This is a genomic window from Bacillus sp. B28 (assembly GCF_029536185.1).
Taxonomy (GTDB): Bacteria; Bacillota; Bacilli; order Bacillales; family Bacillaceae; genus Bacillus; species Bacillus halotolerans.
Map to the genome: position 1 here is coordinate 593,235 of NZ_CP120511.1, position 14,266 is coordinate 607,500.

The following is a 14,266-nucleotide window of genomic DNA, read 5'->3' on the forward strand; positions in this document are numbered from 1 at the left end:
ACCTATTATTGGTATTTGAAAGAGGAGGGGAGACAGCCAATGAGACGTTTGAAAGTGTACTCGAGGCAACTGACTTCCCCGATTTTTACAGGTACTGTCTTTGCCCTAGCTAAATATATTATTGGCTATTTCTATCCAGCAACCATTATGGCTCGGGCCGGACTCCGGATTGAGAATCTTTAATGATGAAATAAAGTTTTTTCATCAAGCGAAAAAACGGTATCAAAATGTTGCTTACCCTGCTTCCATATCCCTTCAACAGATGAGGTCATGCCCTTTAAGCTTCGTTTCATCTATGGGTGCCAAAAAAGAGACAGACTTCTCTTTTGGGCTTCCGTCACGGAAAACTGCGCCGGAATAATCACTTATCGGTGTTTCTGTATGAGAATGGAGCAGCACCTCGTCATCTTTTTTCACAATGAGCGATTTCAAATATGTGTTGTCTGCTTTAGCTTGATCACTAATCCAATAAAGATTGCCGCTGTATTCATTTGGTGCATCTTCGTTCTTAGCAAAGACGTCCTCCCAATGTTTGTCCTTGCTTTCTCCTATGTAATTTGGGTATTCCAATCTGGCCTGATGAATGAATTGATAGACAAAATATATCACCGCAAAAAGCGCATAATATGGAAGCCGTAAAAATAAGCGGGTATTTATAATGATGAGACATAAAAAACTCCTATCCTAAAACAATTTCCTTTGAAAAAAAGAATTTCATCCCGAATCAAAATCTCGTTTTCAGCTTTTTCGGGAATTTCCGGTTTGATCCGCCTTGTTTTTTCAACTGCGTTTTGCAACAATGCGGTGAATCGATAGCCCTCGCTTTTGGTAAAATGCCATCGTATGTATGTTATCATTTGTTGTGATGAGCTTTATCCGTTTAAACAGCCATAGCTTGGCTGTTTCTTCAGCCTTTCTCAGCAATGTTATGCAATTCCTTTCTTTTCAATCAGACTATCCAATGAAAAAATATTGCAGTCTTTTCCATCTATGATGTATGTAATCAACCGATGATGTCCCCATTCTCATCTAAAGCATCATAACCGGCCAATTCATCACATTGAAATGTATCGCTGGACATTTTCATCTAGGCGTACCCCAATGCGCGGCAAAGAAATCAGTCCTATTTGCTTAGCTAACTCTTTACTTTGGGATGATCTTCATCTTGACCTCTTTCTTTTGTTTACTAACAATATATACAAAAAATAGAAAGAAGAAAATAGATTTTGAGGTGACAGTATGGAAATAAACGATGTGCTTTACGGCAGGCATCAAATAGACGGAGTACTGGAAGAACTCATAAAAAGCGTACCCGTGCAAAGATTAAAAGGGGTTTATCAAGGCGGCGCCAGCTTTTTAGTCAATCCAAAGTGGAATGTGACCCGGTATGAGCACTCCATTGGCGTTATGCTTTTAATCAAAAGGCTGGGGGGAACCATAGAAGAGCAGATCGCGGGTCTTCTCCACGATGTGTCGCACACAGCATTTTCTCATGTAATCGATTTTGTATTTGAAAATGAAGCGGAAGATTATCATGAAAACATTTTTCAACAAGTCATTGACCAATCCGAGATCCCTGGCATTCTAAAAAAACACGGTTATGATGCCGACGATCTTTTATTAAATGATACAAGATGGACACTGCTCGAACAGCCCGCACCGGAGCTGTGTGCTGATCGCATAGACTACACGCTGCGAGACATGTATCAATATGGAAAGATCACGCTCCGTGAAGCAGAAATCTTTTTAGATCGCCTCATTGTGAGAAACGGAAGGGTGTTTCCAGATGGTATCGCAACAGCCGAATGGTTCGTGCGGGTGTATTACAAGGAAGTAATCGATTTCTTTATGAATCCAGTGAATGTATATGGATATGAATACTTAGCGCGAACGCTGAAGGCTGCGCTGCAGCACAATGTCATCGCCGCCGAAGATTTGCTGAAAACAGACCAAGAGTGTTAGACATCCTGCATTCATCAGAAAATGAAGAAGTACGGAGACTACTTGAAAAAATACATCCTCACATACAAGTAAAAGAGGATGACATTCATTACGATTTTCATCGAAAAAAGAAAATGCGTCTCATCGACCCTTCTGTTTTTCATCATAATGAATGGATCACATCCTCATCAGTGTCTGAAAACATCAAAAAAATGGGAGAGGCCGCTTATCAGAAAGCAAAAAAAGGCGTGTATGTCAAAGTAATCAAAAACTAACCGAAGCCGCGCAACCGCGGCTTTTATCCTCCGCGTTTTATTCTGCGGATCACGGGGAATAGGACAAACAGCAGTATATTTTATGAGAATATCAGCGCATTTACATACCGTTCGGGGGTATAGTATTATTGGAAAGATCATGTCTGACAGGCAGATGTGAAGGCCATTCTGTTTCTGCGGATTACATTCACACCAAAAAATGAAGCAAAGGAGAATGAACATGAAGATTTCGAAAAAGGCACTTGGAATTTTATTGATGTCACTTATTTTTGTTTTATCAGCATGCGGCAATAGCGATAGCAAAAAAGAAAGCACTCATGAAAGTCATTCGAACTCCGGCTCACACGAAGAAATGGATCATTCCGGATCTGCTGAAGTTCCAGAGGGATTAACAGAATCGAAACATCCTAAATATAAAATAGGCAGCCAGGTCATCATCAATGCTTCTCATATGAAAGGGATGAAGGGCGCCGAAGCAACAGTTACAGGCGCATACGATACAACGGCATATGTTGTTTCTTATACACCGACAACCGGAGAACAGCGAGTTGATCATCACAAATGGGTGATTCAAGAAGAGATAAAAGATGCAGGAGATAAACCCCTCAACCCCGGAGATCAGGCGATCTTAGAGGCTTCTCACATGAAAGGCATGAAGGGAGCAACTGCTGAAATCGACTCTGCAGAAAAAACAACGGTATACATGGTGGACTATACATCGACAACAAGCGGAGAAAAAGTGAAAAATCATAAGTGGGTAACTGAAGACGAGCTTTCAGCTAAATAATGAAAAAATCCTCCCTTTACAAGGAGGATTTTTTTACGGTATGAACAGGTCTTGTTAAAGAAAATAAAGCAAACAGAACGGCGATCACAACAATCGATCCTCCGCACCAAGCTGTTGACACAACAGTCCCCGTCTGATCCAATACAACACCGCCAATGGCTGAACCAAGGGCAATCCCTATTTGCAGCGCAGACGTATTAAAGCTTTGCTGAATGTCAGACGTGTCCGGTGCAATCTCAATTAAATAGCTTTGCTGTGCGGGAGCCAGACTCCAGCTCAGCAATCCCCAAATGACCATAACAGGCAAAAAGAAAATCATAGACGACGTTGACAGCGGCAATAAGAACATAATGATGGCGAAGGAACCGGTCACCAGCAAGATGCTCTTAAAGGAACCGAGCCGGTCAGAAAGCGCTCCTCCAAAAGGACCTCCGCACACGGCAGATATTCCGAAAAGGAAATAGCAAATGCTGACCCAGAAAGAGCTTAGATGGAGAGTCGTCTCTAAAAACGGGGCAAAATAAGCATATAAAGTGTAGTGCCCCGCTAATGTAAACATCGTCACAAGATGCGAGCTGGCGATTTTTGCATTGGCAATTGTCTTGATTTGATCCCGGAATGGAATCATTTTCTCCGTCGGTATCTTCTCAAAAAAGATCGAAATAATCAGCATAGAGACAAGCGCCAGAAGCCCGATGCCAAGGAACAAAATGCGCCATCCGAAGGAATTGCTGATCAATATTCCAAGCGGCACACCTAATGCGATGGCAGAACTGAATCCCATAAAAATGATGCCGATTGCACGGGCTCTGTATTCAGGCGCCACAATTTTCGGCGCAATTGTCAAGGAAAGCACAACAATCAGCCCCGTGCTCATCGCCGCCAATACCCTTGATACCATCAGCATCGCAAAATTAGGGCTGAAATAGGCGACAAGGTTACTTAAAAAGAAAACAAATAACGCAATTAAATATAAACGCTTCCGTTCAACCCTCGCGGTCATTGCCAAAAGCAGCGGCCCTGAAACAGCATATCCCAGTGCAAACACACTGATCAGCTGTCCGGCCGAAACAATGGAAATGTGTAAATCATTTGCGATTTGAGGAAGAATCCCACCCACAATTAACTCAACCAATCCGACTGCAATTGTAGAAGCTGCAAGCAGAAAAACTTTAAAATTCATAACAAACTCCTTTACATAAATTTTTTGACAAATAAAAAAATCCTGATTACAAAAAAAGTGATAAACAATTTTTGTAATCAGGATTTTACGGTTCCTGGTAGACACCCTCAATCCATATTATTGAGGTTATACAAGTAAAAATAGCTATTTAATTGATTTAGTTTCCGATGATGAGTTTAACATATTGTGAGCGAATCTTCCATAGAAAAATTTGATAAATAGTTGAACTGAAAAAATATGAATATATTTATTTTTATAAAAGTATAGACAACTAAAATTAAATGACTATAATAAATTTTGTAAGCGCTTTAAATGAAAGAGGGGGGTCATCCATTGAAGAAAATTTTACTGGCGTGCAGTTCGGGAATGTCCACCAGTTTGCTGGTGACAAAAATGAAAGAATACGCGCAATCCATCGGAGAGGAAGCGGAGATCTGGGCAGTCGGCCAGGATAAAGCGAAAGAAGATATGCAAAAGGCAGATGCGGTTTTAATCGGCCCGCAAATGAGCTTTCTGAAAAGCGAACTGCAAAAAGAAGCCGACCAATACAACATTCGGGTTGAGGTCATTGACATGATGGCTTACGGAATGGCTGATGGCAAAAAAGCTTATGAACAGGCTTTGTCATTAATGGGGCAACAATGATGGAGCAGATAAAAATCACCGATTTAACAGACGAACAAATCAGCTTTCAGCTTATTCTCCACAGCGGCAATGCCCGCAGCTGCATCATTCAATCACTGCGCGCCTACAAGGAAGGAAACAGGGGGGAGGCAGATGCCCTTATTGCCCAGGCTGAGGATGCTCTATCTGCAGCCCATGACATTCACTTTCAAATGATACAGAAAGAATCAAGCGGCGAGGCAGCCAATTTCTCATTGCTGCTTATGCACGCGGAAGATCACCTGATGTCAACATTGACTATGAAAGAATTGGTTAAAGAGCTGCTTGGCATCTTTAAAACAAAGAATATATAAAAATCGGGGTGGATAGGGTGTTCGAGAAAATCAGCCAGTTCCTTGTTCCAATTGCAGGGAGGTTAAATAATAACCGTTATTTGCAGGTGTTGCGCGATGCGTTTATGCTGGCCTTCCCGCTTACGATATTCGGGTCCATTTTTGTGGTGTTAACGAACCTGCCGTTTTTAAGTAAATTCATGAATGCTTCAATGCTCACATCGTTTCAGTCCAATTTTGGCATTGCGTCTACGGCGACCATGGGGATTATGTCTGTCTTCGTCGTGTTTGGTATAGGCTATTATCTCTCAAAAAGCTATCAGGTCGAAGCCGTGTTTGGCGGTGCGATCGCTTTGGTTTCCTTTTTGCTGCTGACGCCTTTTATCGTTCAGCCGGAAACAGGAGATGCCATAACCGGAGTCATTCCGGTAGACCGCCTCGGTGCCAAAGGAATGTTTCTGGGTATGATCACGGCATTTCTTTCTGGTGAAATCTACAGAAGAATCGTTCAAAAAAACCTGACGATCAAAATGCCTGCCGGGGTTCCGCCGGCTGTAGCAAAATCATTTGCCGCACTTATTCCGGCTTTTATCACATTGACTGTGTTTTTGCTGATTAACGTTCTGGTCACTCAGCTTTTCAAAACCAACATGCATGATGTCATTTATCATGCGATTCAGGCTCCGCTTGTCGGACTTGGAAGCGGTATCATTCCGACGCTGATTGCTGTATTTTTTATTCAAATTCTTTGGTTTTTCGGATTGCATGGGCAAATCATTATCAACTCTGTGATGGACCCGATTTGGAATACACTGCAGGTGGAAAACCTGGCAGCCTACACAGCGGGAAAAGAAGTGCCGCACATCATCTCAAAACCGTTTATGGAGATTTATACAGTGGGAATGGGCGGAACCGGGATGACGCTGGCGATTGTATTTACGATTCTTATATTCATGAAAAGCAGGCAGATGAAGCAAGTATCAAAACTCGGCCTTGCTCCAGGGATTTTTAACGTAAACGAACCGATTATCTTCGGACTGCCGATTGTGATGAATCCGATCATCCTTGTGCCTTGGGTTTTGGCGCCGATGGTTGTCACACTCGTCACCTATCTGGCTATGTCCGCCGGACTTGTTCCGCCTCCAACAGGTGTCACGGTCCCATGGACGGTCCCGCTATTTATTAATGGAATCATGGCGACAAACTCAATCATGGGCGGCGTGATGCAGCTTGTCAATCTGATGATTGTCTTTGTGATATGGTTCCCGTTCCTGAAAGCAATGGATAAATTACATTTGGCAAAAGAAAAGGAACAGGCTGTTCAGGAAACAGCACAGCAAAATGATAACAGCATCAAAATGTGACAGAAGGAGAGAGAGAACTTGACTCAAACAGAACAGTATCGTTTTCCGAAAGATTTTTGGTGGGGATCATCCGCTTCAGCGACACAAACGGAGGGGGCCTCCGATCGAGACGGAAAAGGGAAGAATATTTGGGATCACTGGTTTGAAAAAGAGCCTCATCGCTTTTTTGATCATGTAGGGCCTGCATCCACATCGCAATTTTACGATAACTATAAAGACGATATCAGGCTGATGAAGGAGCTTGGCCACAACTCGTTCCGCATGTCGATTTCATGGTCGCGGTTAATACCGGGCGGAACAGGCGAGATCAACCCTAAAGCCGCGGACTTTTATAACAGCGTCATTGATGAGTTCACGGCTAACGGAATAGAGCCTTTTGTCAATTTGTTTCATTTCGATATGCCAATGGAACTTCAAAAACTCGGTGGCTGGGCAAACAGAGAAACGGTGGACGCTTATGAAAACTATGCAAGAACTTGTTTTCGTTTGTTTGGCGATCGGGTGAAAAAATGGTTCACCCATAACGAGCCGATCGTGCCGGTAGAAGGCGGATATTTATATGATTTTCATTATCCGAACAAGGTGGATTTTAAAGAAGCCGTTCAAGTCGGGTTTCACACGTTGTTATCAAGCGCCCGCGCCATTCAGGCTTACAGAGAGATGAAGCAGGATGGAAAAATCGGCATCATCTTAAATTTGACGCCATCCTATCCGAGAAGCAGCCACCCGGCGGATGTAAAAGCGGGAGAAATAGCAGATGCGTTCTTTAACCGATCTTTTTTAGACCCTTCTGTAAAAGGCGAGTTTCCAAAAGAACTCATACACATTTTAAAAACTGAAGGCTTTATGCCTGAATACGAGAAAGAGGATCTTGAGCTCATTAAACAGCATACGGTTGACTTATTAGGTGTCAATTATTATCAGCCGAGACGTGTAAAAGCAAAAGAGCACCTGCCAAATCCGGATGCGCCGTTTTTGCCTGACAGGTATTTCGATCCTTACGTCATGCCGGGCCGCAAAATGAATCCTCATCGAGGCTGGGAGATTTACGAAAAGGGCGTTTATGATATCCTGATCAATCTAAAAGAAAATTACGGGAATATCGAGTGCTTTATTTCTGAAAACGGCATGGGGGTTGAAGGGGAAGAGCGTTTCAGAGACGAACAGGGCATGATTCAAGATGACTACCGAATTGAATTTATCAAAGAGCACTTAAAATGGATTCACCGCGCTATACAGGAAGGATCAAACGCAAAAGGCTATCACTTATGGACGTTTATGGACAATTGGTCATGGACAAACGCTTATAAAAACCGATACGGATTTGTTTCAGTCAATCTGGAGAAAGACGGAGAAAGAACTGTCAAAAAGAGCGGAAAATGGTTCAAAGAGGTTGCTGAGAAAAATGGTTTTTAGGTTGCTATAGCAAAAAGGTCTTCCGGCGGTCAAGATTCCTAACAGAGACAACAAATAGCCATAACATTGATGAAACAGGAAAAAGAACTTATGATATCCGTAAAGAAGTTTATTCGATATCGAAATTTTTACAGCTGCCGGAGGATACCAATGAATAAATACGAAATCATTGCAAATGAAATGAGAAAACGAATCAAAAATAACGTATATCCCATCGATCAGCCGATTCCCGATGAAGTATCTCTTGCAAAAGAGTTCAATTCAAGCCGCATGACGATGAAAAGAGCTCTTGATAATTTAGTTGCTGAAGGACTGTTATTCAGAAAACGCGGTCACGGAACCTTTATCATTCAATCTGCGATACAGGATGATCATGTCCATGTCGTCAGCAATGAAATCCTCGGTCTGACCAATTTGTTAAAAGACAAAAAAATCAAAAGCAAAGTCATTCAGTTCGAGGTGCAATTTCCCACTGAGGAAGTGGCTGCTCATTTATCAATTGATCAGAAAACGCCGGTTTATTATGTTGTACGGCTGCGAATTGTGGAAGGCGAGCCATATGTATTGGAAAAAACATATATGCCGACACACTTAATACCCGGCATTAATGATGAGGTGCTGCACCACTCTATTTATGAACACATTACAAACGGGCTCCAGCTAAAGATTGCCGGAACGCACCGGAAAATCAGAGCCTGTAAATCTGATGAGATGGATCAGCAGCATCTGGGCTGCAAACAGGATGATCCCATTCTTGAAGTTGAGCACGTGGGCTTTTTAGATAACGGAATTCCATTTGAATATTCCTTTTCACGTCATCGGCATGACAAATTTGTCGTCACTTCGGTAAACGTAAGGCGCTGATCGCGGAGATAACAAGGAGGCCATCTGCATGCTTGGCGGTATTGAAGCAGGCGGCACAAAATTTGTATGTGCCGTCGGAACAGAAGATGGAACGATCATTGACAGAATAGAGATACCAACAGCGATGCCGGATGAAACGATAGAGAAAGTCATTCAATATTTTCGCCAATTCTCGCTACAGGCAATCGGCATCGGCTCCTTTGGCCCCGTTGATACAGATGTAAACAGTAAAACATATGGAACCATTACTGCCACGCCTAAACCAGGCTGGAGGCACTATCCATTTTTGAAAACGATAAAAGAAGAAATGAATATTCCTGCTGGATTCAGTACGGATGTGAACGCTGCGGCGCTCGGTGAATCTCTTTTCGGCGCAGCTAAAGGCTTCGACAGCTGCTTATATATCACGATCGGCACTGGCATTGGTGCAGGCGCGATTATAGAAGGGCGGCTTCTGCAAGGATTATCACATCCTGAAATGGGCCATATCTATATTCGCCCCCATCCGGATGACATGTATCAAGGAAAGTGTCCCTATCATAAGGATTGCTTCGAGGGTTTGGCTTCCGGTCCTGCTATAGAGTCACGGTGGGGAAAAAAGGCCGCAGATTTATCACATGTTAATGAGGTCTGGGAACTTGAAGGATATTACATTGCGCAGGCGCTGGTACAATATATCCTCATCCTGGCACCAAAAAAAATTATTCTTGGCGGCGGCGTCATGAATCAGGATCAGCTGTTCCCTTATATCTATCAATATGTACCTAAAATAATGAACAGCTACTTAAATTTTTCTGAATTATCAGAAAGTATAAATGAGTATATTGTATCTCCCCATTTAGGCAGAAATGCCGGAATCATCGGAACATTTGTTTTAGCCGATCAGGCATTAAAAGCAGAAGAAGCATCCGGGGAGGTTCCATCATGAAGCATCCTTTATTTTTAGAGCCGATTTTTAAAGAAAGGATATGGGGCGGCACAGCGCTTCGTGATAGATTCGGCTACAGCATCCCTTCAGAAAAAACGGGTGAATGCTGGGCTGTCTCGGCCCATGCCAATGGATCATCGACTGTTCAAAATGGCCGGTTGGCAGGAAAAACACTAGATCAAGTGTGGAAAGAATGTCCGGAGTTTTTCGGCTTTCCGCAAAGAAGCGTGTTTCCGTTACTGGTGAAAGTACTTGATGCCAACATGGACCTCTCCGTACAAGTGCATCCTGATGACCATTATGCCATCGTGCACGAAAACGGAGACCCCGGAAAAACAGAGTGCTGGTATATTATTGATTGCCAAGAAGGCGCGGAACTGATTTTGGGACATCATGCAAGCACGAAGGAAGAACTCAAACAGCTTATAGAAAGCGGTGATTGGAACGGACTGCTTAGGCGCATCAACATAAAGCCGGGAGATTTCTTTTATGTTCCAAGCGGCACGCTGCATGCATTGTGTGAGGGCACCCTCGTCCTTGAAATTCAGCAAAATTCTGATACCACATATCGAGTATACGATTATGATCGCTGTAATGACCATGGCCAAAAAAGGGATCTCCATATAGAAAAAGCGATGGAAGTCGTAAACATACCGCATGCGGATTCTGAACCAATACCAGCGATAAAAGAAATGAAGGATGCCGTGATTACGTCTTATGTTCAGTCAGATTATTTCTCAGTTTACAAATGGAATGTCAGCGGCAAGCCGGTTTTTCCTTCTCCTCAAACCTATTTGCTGTGCAGTGTTGTCGAAGGCTCAGGGATAATAGAAAACAACGGTGTGCAGTATGAATGCAATAAAGGCTCACACTTTATTTTGCCTGCCCATTTTGGCGAGTTTTCAATAGAAGGAACTTGCGAGCTGATCATATCTCATCCTTAATAAGAACGGAGGAATTTCTGTGTTAAAGAAACCTATCATCTGTTTGTTCATCTTATTTTTATTTGCGTCTGCCGTTTTGTCTGAGCCGATCCAAGCACATACTGTGTCACCTGTTAATCCTAAAGCACAGCAGACAACAAAAGATGTGATGAATTGGCTCGCCCACCTGCCGAATCGTTCTGAAAACAGAGTCCTTTCCGGTGCGTTTGGCGGTTACAGTCATGACACATTCTCCATGGCCGAAGCAGAAAGAATCCGAAGCTCAGCCGGACAATCACCTGCCATTTATGGCTGTGATTACGCTAGGGGATGGCTTGAAACCTCAAACATTGAAGAGTCTATAGACGTAAGCTGCAACAGTGATTTAATTTCGTATTGGAAAAGCGGAGGGATTCCGCAGATCAGTCTGCATCTAGCGAATCCTGCTTATCAGTCAGGACACTATAAAACACCGATTACCAACGATCAGTATAAAAAACTGTTAGACTCTTCTACAACAGAGGGGAAGCGGCTGAACGCCATGCTCAGCAAAATTGCTGACGGGCTTCAAGAGCTGGAAAACCAAGGCGTGCCCGTTCTGTTCAGGCCGCTGCATGAGATGAACGGCGAGTGGTTTTGGTGGGGGCTTACGTCATATAATCAAAAGGATGATGAAAGAAACTACTTATATAAACAGCTCTACATCAAAATCTATCATTATATGACTGGCGAAAGAGGATTGGATCATTTATTGTGGGTTTACTCTCCCGACGCTAATCGAGATTTTAAAACTGATTTTTACCCTGGAGCTTCATACGTAGATATAGTTGGGTTAGATGCATACTTTCAAGATCCATATTCGATAAGCGGATACGACCAGCTGACAGCACTTAATAAACCATTTGCCTTTACAGAAGTTGGTCCGCAAACAGCAAACGGCAGCTTTGATTACAGTCTGTTTATGAGTGCGATAAAACAAAAATATCCTAAAACCACTTATTTTCTGGCATGGAATGATGAATGGAGTCCGGCTGTGAACAAAGGCGCTTCATCTCTCTACAATGATAGCTGGACATTAAATAAGGGAGAAGTGTGGAACGGTAATACATTAACACCTATAGTTGAATAAAAAACGTTTTACATTAATAAAAGGTTCTCAAGGATATCCTTGAGAACCTTTTGATCATCAGGCGTTCATATCCCCTAAGCCGGGACTATGTTCATTCGGCATTTCCGGAAGAAACGGAACAGGAAATCCAGCCGGAGGTTCAGTTACTTGCAGCTCGCCGCCATTTCTGCTTGGAGATTTTCCTTGAAAGATCTCTGCAATTCTTGTTTCATCTAATCTGAAGTTAAACTGTACATTATGGTAGCCTAATTCAACATACTTTCTGCACTCTGGATATTTATTAATGTCGTAATTCGGAACTGGTAAAAGCTTAGCCCAGTCAACGCCCAAAGTCTCAAGCGCTTTAGCGAAAGCATTTTGATGAGCATTGTCACGAACAATAAGAAAAGCGAGTGTTTCCCGGAACGTCTGATTAGAGCTCATTTCATAGATTCTTGTTTTTTGGAGAACACCAGTAGACTCAAGCAACAAGTTATCCAACAGGTCAGTGATTAAGTTTCCGTGATTATAAACCCACGACGCGTTCCAAGGATTGCCGCCCGCATCAACCGGGAGTGAACTCTGTGCGCCAATAATGTAATGATGAGGGTTAGCATGTTTAACTGCTTCATCAAGGGGGGCGTGATCTATACCCTGGCTGCCGACTCCAGCACCGCCTGATTCATCTAATAAAGCATTGATTGTATTTTGCACAAGCTCTACATGGGCAATTTCTTCTAAGAAGATGCCGCGCAGCAAATCACGATATTGTTTCTGCTTTCCTCTGAAATTGGAGCTTTGAAAGAAATATTGCATCATTGTACGCATTTCCCCATAATGTCCGCCTAATATTTCCTGCAGTACTTTAGCTGCGGCCGGATCTGGCTTATCGGGTTTAATGATATTGATTAGTTCTTCTTTGTAGTAAAACATAACACGCCTCTTTTCTTATTTATTTTGTTTTTTATATCATCTGTACAATCAGATAAACTATACGGACTAACCAATAGCTGAAAAGAAAATGAGAAAAATGAAACAAAAGTATAGAAAAGCATTGACCGATAAAAAAACACATGGTATATTATTAAACGTCGCTGATGAACAGCGCAGAACAAAATGAAAAATAAAAAAGTTTTTCGAAGGTGTTTACAAACACTTCAGAATGTGTATAATAGATAAAGTCGAATCAAAAAGATTTGAAAAAAACATTCAAAAAAACTTCTTGACTTTAACATCAATTAATAGTATGATAGTTAAGTCGCTCGATAAGCGCCCGTAGCTCAATTGGATAGAGCGTTTGACTACGGATCAAAAGGTTAGGGGTTCGACTCCTCTCGGGCGCGCCAATATAATATACATGCGGGTGTAGTTTAGTGGTAAAACCTCAGCCTTCCAAGCTGATGTCGTGAGTTCGATTCTCATCACCCGCTCCATTATTTCTTAAATGATCTTTGAAAACTAAACAAGACAAAACGTACCTGTTAATTCAAGTTTTATTATAAAATCGCACAGTGATGTGCGTAGTCAGTCAAACTACTTTATCGGAGAGTTTGATCCTGGCTCAGGACGAACGCTGGCGGCGTGCCTAATACATGCAAGTCGAGCGGACAGATGGGAGCTTGCTCCCTGATGTTAGCGGCGGACGGGTGAGTAACACGTGGGTAACCTGCCTGTAAGACTGGGATAACTCCGGGAAACCGGGGCTAATACCGGATGCTTGTTTGAACCGCATGGTTCAAACATAAAAGGTGGCTTCGGCTACCACTTACAGATGGACCCGCGGCGCATTAGCTAGTTGGTGAGGTAATGGCTCACCAAGGCAACGATGCGTAGCCGACCTGAGAGGGTGATCGGCCACACTGGGACTGAGACACGGCCCAGACTCCTACGGGAGGCAGCAGTAGGGAATCTTCCGCAATGGACGAAAGTCTGACGGAGCAACGCCGCGTGAGTGATGAAGGTTTTCGGATCGTAAAGCTCTGTTGTTAGGGAAGAACAAGTACCGTTCGAATAGGGCGGTACCTTGACGGTACCTAACCAGAAAGCCACGGCTAACTACGTGCCAGCAGCCGCGGTAATACGTAGGTGGCAAGCGTTGTCCGGAATTATTGGGCGTAAAGGGCTCGCAGGCGGTTCCTTAAGTCTGATGTGAAAGCCCCCGGCTCAACCGGGGAGGGTCATTGGAAACTGGGGAACTTGAGTGCAGAAGAGGAGAGTGGAATTCCACGTGTAGCGGTGAAATGCGTAGAGATGTGGAGGAACACCAGTGGCGAAGGCGACTCTCTGGTCTGTAACTGACGCTGAGGAGCGAAAGCGTGGGGAGCGAACAGGATTAGATACCCTGGTAGTCCACGCCGTAAACGATGAGTGCTAAGTGTTAGGGGGTTTCCGCCCCTTAGTGCTGCAGCTAACGCATTAAGCACTCCGCCTGGGGAGTACGGTCGCAAGACTGAAACTCAAAGGAATTGACGGGGGCCCGCACAAGCGGTGGAGCATGTGGTTTAATTCGAAGCAACGCGAA

General features: G+C 43.3%; 11 protein-coding genes, 2 tRNA genes, 1 rRNA gene, 3 pseudogenes and 1 riboswitch (1 of these 18 running past the window's edge). Of the genes and pseudogenes, 13 read left to right on the forward strand and 4 right to left on the reverse strand.

Annotated features, from left to right (window positions below; genetic code table 11):
• Nucleotides 1-179 precede the first annotated feature (179 nt).
• Together P3L57_RS20630 and P3L57_RS03120 are read right to left on the reverse strand one after the other, a co-directional pair.
• A pseudogene (locus tag P3L57_RS20630) lies at nucleotides 180-670 on the reverse strand (DUF4944 domain-containing protein).
• Nucleotides 654-1,122, reverse strand: a pseudogene (locus P3L57_RS03120) (GNAT family N-acetyltransferase); the annotation flags it as partial. The pseudogenes P3L57_RS20630 and P3L57_RS03120, both read right to left, overlap by 17 nt.
• A 117-nt stretch (nucleotides 1,123-1,239) precedes the next feature.
• Here P3L57_RS03120 and P3L57_RS03125 point away from each other — a divergent pair.
• Together P3L57_RS03125 and P3L57_RS03130 are read left to right on the forward strand one after the other, a co-directional pair.
• Nucleotides 1,240-2,216: pseudogene (locus P3L57_RS03125) on the forward strand (HD domain-containing protein).
• A 220-nt stretch (nucleotides 2,217-2,436) separates the two neighbouring features.
• The gene (locus P3L57_RS03130) at nucleotides 2,437-3,003 is read left to right on the forward strand and encodes a YdhK family protein (protein ID WP_069487567.1); all 567 of its coding nucleotides are present in this window, start codon (nucleotides 2,437-2,439) and stop codon (nucleotides 3,001-3,003) included.
• Between the two features lie 16 nt (nucleotides 3,004-3,019).
• Here P3L57_RS03130 and pbuE read toward each other — a convergent pair whose 3' ends face one another.
• A complete protein-coding gene (pbuE, locus tag P3L57_RS03135; protein ID WP_044161581.1) occupies nucleotides 3,020-4,186 on the reverse strand; it encodes a purine transporter PbuE in 1,167 nt (388 codons plus the stop codon).
• Between the two features lie 54 nt (nucleotides 4,187-4,240).
• Nucleotides 4,241-4,340, reverse strand: a riboswitch (purine riboswitch).
• A 179-nt stretch (nucleotides 4,341-4,519) separates the two neighbouring features.
• On the opposite strand from pbuE, the gene P3L57_RS03140 reads away from it, so the two are divergent.
• The 8 genes from P3L57_RS03140 (at nucleotide 4,520) to P3L57_RS03175 (ending at nucleotide 11,766) form a co-directional block, all read left to right on the forward strand.
• Nucleotides 4,520-4,831, forward strand: a complete 312-nt coding sequence (locus tag P3L57_RS03140) for a PTS sugar transporter subunit IIB (RefSeq protein ID WP_024120394.1) — start codon at nucleotides 4,520-4,522, stop codon at nucleotides 4,829-4,831.
• Nucleotides 4,831-5,163, forward strand: coding sequence for a PTS sugar transporter subunit IIA (locus P3L57_RS03145; RefSeq protein WP_024120395.1), 333 nt, complete (start codon nucleotides 4,831-4,833; stop codon nucleotides 5,161-5,163). Before P3L57_RS03140 ends, P3L57_RS03145 begins: the two co-directional genes overlap by 1 nt.
• 17 nt (nucleotides 5,164-5,180) lie before the next feature.
• Entirely contained in the window at nucleotides 5,181-6,506 is a 1,326-nt protein-coding gene (gene celB, locus P3L57_RS03150) for a PTS cellobiose transporter subunit IIC (RefSeq protein WP_044161579.1), read from the forward strand.
• Between the two features lie 18 nt (nucleotides 6,507-6,524).
• Complete coding sequence (locus P3L57_RS03155) at nucleotides 6,525-7,922, forward strand: glycoside hydrolase family 1 protein (RefSeq protein ID WP_044161577.1); 1,398 nt, start codon at nucleotides 6,525-6,527, stop codon at nucleotides 7,920-7,922.
• A 150-nt stretch (nucleotides 7,923-8,072) separates the two neighbouring features.
• On the forward strand, nucleotides 8,073-8,786 hold the full coding sequence (gmuR, locus tag P3L57_RS03160; protein ID WP_044161575.1) for a transcriptional regulator GmuR: 714 nt from the start codon (nucleotides 8,073-8,075) through the stop codon (nucleotides 8,784-8,786).
• Between the two features lie 28 nt (nucleotides 8,787-8,814).
• Nucleotides 8,815-9,714 (forward strand): ROK family protein, encoded by a 900-nt coding sequence (locus P3L57_RS03165; RefSeq protein ID WP_069487568.1) that lies wholly within the window; start codon nucleotides 8,815-8,817, stop codon nucleotides 9,712-9,714.
• Nucleotides 9,711-10,658 (forward strand): mannose-6-phosphate isomerase, class I, encoded by a 948-nt coding sequence (gene manA / locus P3L57_RS03170; RefSeq protein ID WP_069487569.1) that lies wholly within the window; start codon nucleotides 9,711-9,713, stop codon nucleotides 10,656-10,658. The genes P3L57_RS03165 and manA overlap by 4 nt, the downstream gene beginning before the upstream one ends.
• A gap of 19 nt (nucleotides 10,659-10,677) precedes the next feature.
• Entirely contained in the window at nucleotides 10,678-11,766 is a 1,089-nt protein-coding gene (locus P3L57_RS03175; RefSeq protein WP_069487570.1) for a glycoside hydrolase family 26 protein, read from the forward strand.
• A 57-nt stretch (nucleotides 11,767-11,823) separates the two neighbouring features.
• Here P3L57_RS03175 and P3L57_RS03180 read toward each other — a convergent pair whose 3' ends face one another.
• Nucleotides 11,824-12,678 (reverse strand): manganese catalase family protein, encoded by an 855-nt coding sequence (locus P3L57_RS03180; RefSeq protein ID WP_059291851.1) that lies wholly within the window; start codon nucleotides 12,676-12,678, stop codon nucleotides 11,824-11,826.
• 336 nt (nucleotides 12,679-13,014) lie between these two features.
• Between P3L57_RS03180 and P3L57_RS03185 the strand changes: the two genes are divergently transcribed.
• The 3 genes from P3L57_RS03185 to P3L57_RS03195 form a co-directional block, all read left to right on the forward strand.
• Nucleotides 13,015-13,091 (forward strand) — tRNA-Arg (locus P3L57_RS03185).
• A gap of 13 nt (nucleotides 13,092-13,104) precedes the next feature.
• A tRNA-Gly gene (locus P3L57_RS03190) sits at nucleotides 13,105-13,178 on the forward strand.
• Nucleotides 13,179-13,283: 105 nt separating this feature from the next.
• A 16S ribosomal RNA gene (locus tag P3L57_RS03195) occupies nucleotides 13,284-14,266 on the forward strand (it continues 567 nt past the right edge of the window).

What these genes read in the sequence shown, in the direction of transcription:
- pbuE (WP_044161581.1), bottom strand. Translation starts at nt 4,186, where the DNA reads ATGAATTTTAAAGTTTTTCTGCTTGCAGCTTCTACAATTGCAGTCGGA.
- P3L57_RS03130 (WP_069487567.1), top strand. Translation starts at nt 2,437, where the DNA reads ATGAAGATTTCGAAAAAGGCACTTGGAATTTTATTGATGTCACTTATT.
- P3L57_RS03180 (WP_059291851.1), bottom strand. Translation starts at nt 12,678, where the DNA reads ATGTTTTACTACAAAGAAGAACTAATCAATATCATTAAACCCGATAAG.
- manA (WP_069487569.1), top strand. Translation starts at nt 9,711, where the DNA reads ATGAAGCATCCTTTATTTTTAGAGCCGATTTTTAAAGAAAGGATATGG.
- P3L57_RS03165 (WP_069487568.1), top strand. Translation starts at nt 8,815, where the DNA reads ATGCTTGGCGGTATTGAAGCAGGCGGCACAAAATTTGTATGTGCCGTC.
- gmuR (WP_044161575.1), top strand. Translation starts at nt 8,073, where the DNA reads ATGAATAAATACGAAATCATTGCAAATGAAATGAGAAAACGAATCAAA.
- P3L57_RS03145 (WP_024120395.1), top strand. Translation starts at nt 4,831, where the DNA reads ATGGAGCAGATAAAAATCACCGATTTAACAGACGAACAAATCAGCTTT.